Genomic DNA, 7517 nt, shown 5'->3' with positions numbered 1-7517 from the left:
AAGACATACCTCGACATGAAGTACAACAACCAAACCCCACTCGGCCTGAGCTGGGCCGGCCTCATCGAGGTACAGACCGCCTACAACTGGGACCCCGGCACCTACCTCTCCGGCATACCGGCCAACGCCATCCTCGGCGTCGAGGCTCCAATGTGGTCGGAGACACTCACAAAACTCGCCGACATCGAGTACATGGCCTTCCCCCGGCTCCCCGCCCTCGCCGAACTGGCCTGGTCACCGCAGTCGGCACGCAACTGGGACACCTTCAAGGTGCGGCTCGGCGCGCAGGGCCCACGGTGGACGGTGCAGGGCATCAACTTCTACCGCTCCACCCAGGTCCCGTGGGGCACGCAGCAGACGACGCGCAGCGCGTACACCCAGATCCGGGCCGAGAGCTTCACCAGCCAGTCCGGCACGCAGGTGGAGACCACTACCGACACCGGTGGCGGCCAGGCAGTCGGCTACATCACGCCCGGCGACTGGCTCGCCTACACCAACGTCGACTTCGGCGCGGCCTCGCCGGCCTCGGTCACGACCCGGCTGGCCTCCGGCGGGTCCAGCGGCACCATCCAGTACCGCCTGGACTCCACCACCGGCCCGATCATCGCCAGCGTCCCCGTCACCGCCACCGGCGGCTGGCAGACCTGGACCAGCACCACCACCAACCTGACCGGCTCGGCCACCGGCGTCCACACCCTGTACCTCACCTTCACCGGCACGGCGGGCGCCGACTTCGTCAACCTCAACTGGCTGCAGTTCAACGCCGGCGGCACGCTGCCCAACGCGTACAGCGTGCGGCAGGCGGAGAGCTTCACCAGCCAGTCCGGCACGCAGGTGGAGACCACCACCGACATCGGCGGCGGCCAGAACGTCGGCTTCATCACGCCCGGCGACTGGCTCGCCTACACCAACGTGGACTTCGGCACCCCGACCGCGGCGTCGGTGACCACGCGGCTGGCCTCCGGCGGGTCCAGCGGCACCATCCAGTACCGCCTGGACTCCACCACCGGCCCGATCATCGCCAGCGTCCCCGTCACCCCCACCGGCGGCTGGCAGACCTGGACCAGCACCACCACCAACCTGACCGGCGCGGCCACCGGCGTCCACACCCTGTACCTCACCTTCACCGGCACGGCAGGCGCCGACTTCGTCAACCTCAACTGGTTCCAGTTCAACCGGTAGCGTCCGTTGCACGGGAGTGCGGACCGGCCTGCGGGCGACCAGGATGTCGCGCTGGATGGACTGGTCCACGCGGTGGCGGAAGGCGTCGCAGGGTGCGTCGTCAAGCACACGGGAGGCCGGCGGCGACCACGCCGCCGGCCTCCTCGCGCCACGCCACGAACGTGGCCTCCAATGAGCCTAGAAACATTGCCCACCCCAACCTCTTGACCTGGAGGGGAGCCAGATGAGCAAGCTCGATCACGCTTCCAGCCGGGCACGGGTCGCGCGTGATTCCGGTCATCGCGGGTGTGCTTCGTCCACCAGTCCGTGAGGATCGCGGTGACGGCGGACGCCGCTGCGGCTCGCTCGGCGGCCCGGGATCGGCGCCAGCACCGGGCATTCGCTTGCCGCCGGCATGGTTCGCGAGGGTCAGCCCTCGGACCAGGAGTCGGATCTGTGTATCTCCATGTCGGTGACGAGGTCGGCGGCGAAGCGGTACACGTGCTCGACCCGCTCGTCGGCGATGACGGCGCCCTGCATGGTCCGTACGACCTGATGCACCGTCACGGCCACGCGACCGTCGGGCTCAGCGGCGAACGCCACCGGCAGCACCACCGGGTCGATCTCGGCCCACTGCCGGGTCCAGTAGTCACGGACCTGCTCGTGGCCGTGGACCCGGCCGCCCTCCCAACCGTTTGGCCAGGACACGTTCGGCGCCAGCGCGGCGAGCACCGCTGGAATGTCGCGGCGGTTGAAGGCTGCGTACATCGCGGCAAGGCGGTCGCTGCGCTCGGCCGGCTCTCCAGGCTCCATGTTCCAAGTCTCGGGTAACGCTGATGCCCCACGGCTGGCCGAGCGCTGCGTCCGTCCAGGTCAAGCATGATGAGTGGCTCGGAACCCCACAGCGTCGCTCAATAGCGCACATGCGCTGACGTGTTCCGGACCCTCGCGCGCACGGCTCTTGGTCTTGCTCGACACTGGGCGCATGATCAGACTGCTGCGCGTCCCGCTGGTACTCGGGTTCGCCGCACTGTGGGCACTGGGCTCATACGCACTCGGGTTCCGGCTGCTGTCGGACAACATGAGCATGGCCTTGGGTACGGCGTTCGTCGGTGGAGTGTTTACCGCCGTCGGTCTCGGCAGCCTGACCCGGAGGGTGCCGCTGGTGGTACTCGGCATCCCGATCGCGATCGCCGCACTGTACTCCGTCGTATACGTGGCCGGCGTCGACTCCATCGACAGCCACCCGAGGTTCGCGCTGACCATCGCCTCGGAGCGCTGTGTCGCGCCCTACACCAGGTACGAGAAGAACCGAAAGTACTCCGGCTGCGACCGGCACAAATATACGTTTACCGACCAGTCCGGCAAGCCGGTGAGCTACGACCTCGACGTCACTAGCGAGCAGGCGGGCGGATATAAGCCGGGCGAGGTCGTTGAGGTCTACGAACGGGCCCCAGGAAAAATCAACTTTTATCCGGAATCGACCGTCGAACAGATCGCCGTGGTCCGCAAGGTCGCCTACATCGCGGTGCCGGTCCTGGTGGTCTATACCGTCCTGCTCGGCATCATCGGCGCAATCACCAACGCGGTGCGTCGCCGGGTCCGGCCCGAGGTCACTGACCGATTTTCGTGACGGTCGCGGCCATGATCCCCCACTTCCCCCGACGGCAGCCGGTCCCCGATATTGGCGAGCCAGAACCAGGGCCAGAGCCAGAGTCCGCGGTCCGCTGAGTCATCTCAACGCGTGTGGTCGACGCGCCGGTCGTGGACGTCAGCACCAACCGCGCCGACGGCCGCCTCGTTCGGTGACCGCACCGCCCCGGTCTCGCTCTTCGCCGCGGCGGCCGTGGCCGGCCACCGCGCGGCCGGCCGCGCCGGATCGACCTGGGTCACGGCCGTCTTTCCGTCCAGCTCCCAACCCTTCCCGTACGCCTCGGCGAAGGCTTCCTCACCCAGCGCGGCACGTCCTCGCCGGGTGAGTTCGCGAAACCGCCGATCGGTGCGGTCGTGCGCGCCGCGCAGCCGGGCGGCGGCGCCGAGCAGGACGGCCGACTCGTGCTGCCGCCGCTGCGCCGAGACGAACGCGGCCGAGGTCACCGCCACCAGCGACAGGATCGGCAGGTCCCGGGCCGCCACCGCCGCCGCGTACGCCTTCGCCAACGCCGCGCCCGCGCCGGCCTGGTCGCCCAACTCCAGGCAGAGCACCGCCCGCATGTTCCCGAGCAGCGTCCGCGCGTGGTCACCGGGGAACGTCGTGTCGCCGGGCAGCGTCCGTTCGGCATCGTCGAGCAGCTCCCGCGCCCGGTCCAGGTCGCCGAGCCGCACCCGGAAGCCGGCCTCCCACGCGTCGATCAGGGCCAGCGTCTCCGGCGAGTTCGCGCGCAGCGCCCGCTCCCGGGCCGAGCCGATCACCGCGATCGCCAGGTCGGTGTCGCCGCGCCGCAGGTACAGGTCGAACCAGCGTAGGTCGATGAACACCTCGTCGCTGCGGCCGAGCGCGCCGAACTCGCCGGCCAGCGATCGGGCCGCGCGCAGGTCGGCGAGCGCGCCGTCGAGGTCGCCGTCGTACTGCCGCAGCTGGGCGCGCAGCGGCAGCACGGTGGCCTGGCCCCAGCGGTCGCCGGCCCGGCGGAAGCAGGCCAGGGCCGCCGCCACGTCGGTGCGCACCTGGTCGAGCTCGCCCGCGTTCTCGGCGCGTTCGGCCCGCAACAGGTGGGCCAGCCCGGACAGCCACACGTCGCCGCCGCCGGCCAGGCGCTCGAGGACCGGCTCCGCCGGTAGCAGGGCGATGAGCGCGCCGTACCGGCCGGTCAGCTCCGGATCGGCGAGCAGCCGGTCGGTCAGCTCGGCAGTCATCCCGGCCCCGAAGCTGAGCAGGTGGATCGCGCGGGCGCAGTCGCGGTCCGGGGTCGCCTCGCCGCCGGGCACCGCCACCGCCTCGCCCAGCCAGTAGGCCGCGTCCGAGCGCCGGCCGAACATCTGCCAGTACCAGGTCAGGTTCAGGGCGAGGGCGACCGCGCCGGGGCCGTCGCCGGTGTCGCACCGCCGGCGCAGGGCGGCCAGCGCGTTGTCGTACTCGGCGCTGACGACTCGCAGGGCCGGCAGTTGGCCGGGTCCGCGCAGCGGCGGGTCGTGCCGGGCGATCAGCTCGGCGAAGTAGCCGGCGGCCAGGTCGCGGACGGTGCCGAGGTCGCCCGTCTCGGCCAGGCGGTCGGTGCCGTACTCGCGCAGCGTCTCCAGCATCCGGTACCGGCCCGGGTCGGGCGCGAGCTGGAACAGCGACCGGTCGACCAGGCCGGCGAGCAGCTCGGGGACGTCGGCGGCCGGCACCGCGGTGCCGGCGCAGACCGCGGTGGCCGAGGCCGGTGTGATGCCGCCGGCGAGGATCGACACGCCGAGGCCGGCACCGAGCTGATCCTCATCGAGCCGTTCCTGCTGCCGATCCGCGGCGAACTCGAGGTGGGCGACGCGTCCATCGGCGAGGGGACCTGGAAGGAGTGGCGCGCCGACCTGGATCCGAAGATCCGGGTCGTGCGCGAGCTTGCCGCCCGGTACGACGCGCACCTGCTGGCCGCCGACGGCATGTTCGCCGAGCTGGCCGCGACGACCGGCCCGGAGCACTGGACCGCGGACGGCGTGCACCCGACGCCACCCGGTCACGCCACACTCGCGGCCGCCTGGCTACGCCTGGTCGCGTGACCGCGGGTTCGCCGCGGTTAGCGAAGCAGGTGATGCAGGTACCGGTCGGGCCGGTCGAGAAACGACCGGAAGTGGTCCACGACGGCGAGTTCGGACCACGCCGTCGTCCGGAGACCGTGCTCGCCGAGTTCCAGCACGGTCGCTGCTGGCAGCGCGGTCAGCACCGGGGAGTGTGTGGCCACCACGATCTGCGCCCCGCCTTCGGCCAAGGCCGCCAGCCGGGCCATGAGGCTGAGGGTGGAGGTGAACGACAGGGCCGCCTCCGGCTCGTCGAGCAGGTAGAAGCCTGGCCGAGCGAACTTGCGTTCCAGCAGGGCCAGGAATCCCTCGCCGTGGCTGCGCTCGTGCAGGTCCCAGTCGGGCGAGCGGGGCAGCGCTTCCAGGTATGTGTAGAGGCCGTGGGTGGTCTCGGCTCGCAGGAAGTACGCGTCGCCTCGTCCGCCCGGGGTACGCACCAGCCGCAACACCGCGCCCAACGGGGACTCGGTGTGCCGGGTACGGTGCATCGCGCCCCGCGAGCCGCCCTCCGGGTTCAGCCCGTACGCCTGCGCCAGCGCCTCGATCAGCGTGGACTTTCCCGAACCGTTCTCGCCGACGAGAAACGTCACGCCTGCCGGAAGGTCAAGCCCCGCGTCCAGTACCGTGCGGACGGCGGGAATGCGGGCCCACCACGCGTCCGCGTCCCACTCGACGCCCGGATCCCGCTCGACGCGCCGCACCAGGCGGCCGGCTTGCCTGTTACGCGCCTCCATGCCGAGGACACTACCGGCCAGCCGATTGGCGGCCGGTGTTGTGGCCGTCGGTTACGATGCGGGGCTCTGCTGGTGAACAGGAGATCGTCGATGGACGTTGTCACGGGGCCACGTGCGCGAATGCCGCTGGTGATTGCGGTGATCGTCGGTCTGATAGGCGTCGTGGTGACGTATGTGGTGCTCGGTCGCGACCCCGGGGAGGCGGGCGCCGACAGGCGAGCCGGCTGTGAACCCATCGAGGTCAGCTCGTCGACCGAGAAGGCCGACCTGATGATCGATTTGGCCCGCCGCTACAACGCCTCCGACAAGCTGTACGGCGGCAAACGGTGCGCGTCGGTGACCGTGCACCGGCTCACGTCCGGCGCGGCGGCGGAGGCGCTTGGCTCCGGCTGGGATGAACGGCGCGACGGTGGGCCGGCACCGCAGGTGTGGACGCCCACCGCATCGTTGTGGCTCCAGGTGGCCCGCCACCGGGAGGCCACCAGCGGCAAGCAGGTGGTGCCGGCGGCCGGCACGCAGATGCCATCGATCGCGCAGAGCCCGTTGGTCATCTCGATGCCGAAGCCGATGGCCGAGGCGTTCGGCTGGCCGAAACGCGAGTTCGGGTGGAGCGACGTGCTGGCGCTGGCGTCCGATCCGCAGGGGTGGGGCCGGTACGGCCATCCCGAGTGGGGGCGTTTCTCCTTCGGCAAGGACAACCCGCACCGGTCCACGTCCGGCCTGGCCGCGACGGTAGCCACGTACTACGCGGCGACCGGCCTCTCCCGCGAACTGACGGCGGCCGATCTCACCCAGCCCAATGTGATCAACTTCGTTCGCGGGGTCGAGGCCGGTGTCCTGCACTACACCGACGATGCGGTGAAGTTCCTCGCCAACTTGGCCGAAGCCGACGAGAAGGGCGCCGCGATGTCGTACGTCAGCGCCGTCGTGCATCAGGAGCAGCTCACCTTCCTCTACAACAAGGGCAACACCACCGGCGACCCGAAGGTGCATGGCCGGGCGCCCACGGTGCCGCTCGTGCCGATGGTGCCGCGGGACGGCACGCTGATGCTCGACCACCCGTACGTGGTGCTGCCTTCGGCCAGTGACGCACAACGGGAAGCGGCCGCGGACTTCCTCGCGTTCCTGCAGCAACCAGACCGGCAGGCCGCGTTCGCGGCGATGGGCTTCCGCGACCACCAGGGCAACGCCGGCCCCGAATTGGCGAAGACCCTGCAGATCCCGGCCGGGCAGAAGCTCAGCCTGATCCAGTCACCCGTCGGGGAGGTGCTGGACAAGATCCTCGCCGGCTGGGACGACCTGCGGAAGAAGGCGAGGGTGCTGCTCGTCCTCGACGTCTCGGGCTCGATGAAGGAGGAGGCAGCCGGTGGCATCAGCAAGCTGGAAGCCGCGAAGAACGCGGCAATCGCGAGCCTCGACCTGCTGCATCCCGACGACGAGGTGGCACTGTGGACGTTCTCGGGGCAGCGACCGAACGGTGCGCAGCCCTACACCGAGCGGCTGCCGATGTCGCGCATCCGTGACGCGAAGCAACAACTCACCGACGTCATCCGGGCGCTGAGCGCCGATGGCGGCACGGCCTTGTACCACACGGCCCGGGCCGCCGACCGGTACATGCGGGAACGGCTGGACGCCGACCGCATCAACGCGGTCGTGCTGCTCACCGATGGGCACAACGAGTATCCGGCCGACAACGACAAGGCGAAGCTGCTCCGCGACCTGGGCGGGTCACGCCTGGAGAACTCGGTTCGCATCTTCGGTATCGCCTTCGGCAAGGACGCCGACCTGGTCACGCTCGACGAGATCGCGAAAGTGTCGCGGGCAGCCGCCTACGACGCGCAAGACCCGGCCAGCATCGACAAGATCTTCAGCTCGGTGCTGAGTAATTTCTAGCGGGCAACGTCC

Annotated in this window: 7 protein-coding genes; 4 read left to right on the top strand and 3 right to left on the bottom strand. The window is 70.3% G+C overall.

The genetic code is table 11. The annotated features are described in order from the left end of the window. A partial coding sequence (locus tag ABT297_RS21075) for a carbohydrate-binding protein (protein ID WP_350552041.1) occupies positions 1–1182 on the top strand: 1182 nt, incomplete at its 5' end. A gap of 408 nt (positions 1183–1590) precedes the next feature. Here the strand turns inward: ABT297_RS21075 and ABT297_RS21070 are convergent. Beyond that, positions 1591–1974: a nuclear transport factor 2 family protein gene (locus ABT297_RS21070; RefSeq protein ID WP_350552039.1), complete on the bottom strand. Its 384-nt coding sequence runs from the start codon at positions 1972–1974 to the stop codon at positions 1591–1593. Positions 1975–2146: 172 nt separating this feature from the next. Between ABT297_RS21070 and ABT297_RS21065 the strand changes: the two genes are divergently transcribed. Then, positions 2147–2794, top strand: a complete 648-nt coding sequence (locus tag ABT297_RS21065) for a hypothetical protein (protein WP_350552036.1) — start codon at positions 2147–2149, stop codon at positions 2792–2794. Between the two features lie 104 nt (positions 2795–2898). Here ABT297_RS21065 and ABT297_RS21060 read toward each other — a convergent pair whose 3' ends face one another. Next, entirely contained in the window at positions 2899–4554 is a 1656-nt protein-coding gene (locus ABT297_RS21060) for a hypothetical protein (protein WP_350552033.1), read from the bottom strand. 66 nt (positions 4555–4620) lie between these two features. Between ABT297_RS21060 and ABT297_RS21055 the strand changes: the two genes are divergently transcribed. Then, positions 4621–4860, top strand: coding sequence for an SGNH/GDSL hydrolase family protein (locus tag ABT297_RS21055; protein ID WP_350552030.1), 240 nt, complete (start codon positions 4621–4623; stop codon positions 4858–4860). A gap of 17 nt (positions 4861–4877) precedes the next feature. Here ABT297_RS21055 and ABT297_RS21050 read toward each other — a convergent pair whose 3' ends face one another. Beyond that, positions 4878–5612, bottom strand: coding sequence for an AAA family ATPase (locus ABT297_RS21050; RefSeq protein ID WP_350552027.1), 735 nt, complete (start codon positions 5610–5612; stop codon positions 4878–4880). Between the two features lie 120 nt (positions 5613–5732). Between ABT297_RS21050 and ABT297_RS21045 the strand changes: the two genes are divergently transcribed. Beyond that, on the top strand, positions 5733–7505 hold the full coding sequence (locus tag ABT297_RS21045; RefSeq protein ID WP_350552025.1) for an extracellular solute-binding protein: 1773 nt from the start codon (positions 5733–5735) through the stop codon (positions 7503–7505). Positions 7506–7517 lie beyond the last annotated feature (12 nt).

This window comes from Dactylosporangium sp. NPDC000555 (assembly GCF_040300025.1).
Classification (GTDB): domain Bacteria; phylum Actinomycetota; class Actinomycetes; order Mycobacteriales; family Micromonosporaceae; genus Dactylosporangium.
The sequence above is the reverse complement of the archived record's forward strand: the minus strand, read 5'-3'. Positions and strand labels throughout refer to the sequence as shown.

Coding starts and splice junctions, on each gene's coding strand:
- ABT297_RS21065 (WP_350552036.1), top strand. CDS start 2,147: ATGATCAGACTGCTGCGCGTCCCGCTGGTACTCGGGTTCGCCGCACTG.
- ABT297_RS21045 (WP_350552025.1), top strand. CDS start 5,733: ATGCCGCTGGTGATTGCGGTGATCGTCGGTCTGATAGGCGTCGTGGTG.
- ABT297_RS21050 (WP_350552027.1), bottom strand. CDS start 5,612: ATGGAGGCGCGTAACAGGCAAGCCGGCCGCCTGGTGCGGCGCGTCGAG.
- ABT297_RS21070 (WP_350552039.1), bottom strand. CDS start 1,974: ATGGAGCCTGGAGAGCCGGCCGAGCGCAGCGACCGCCTTGCCGCGATG.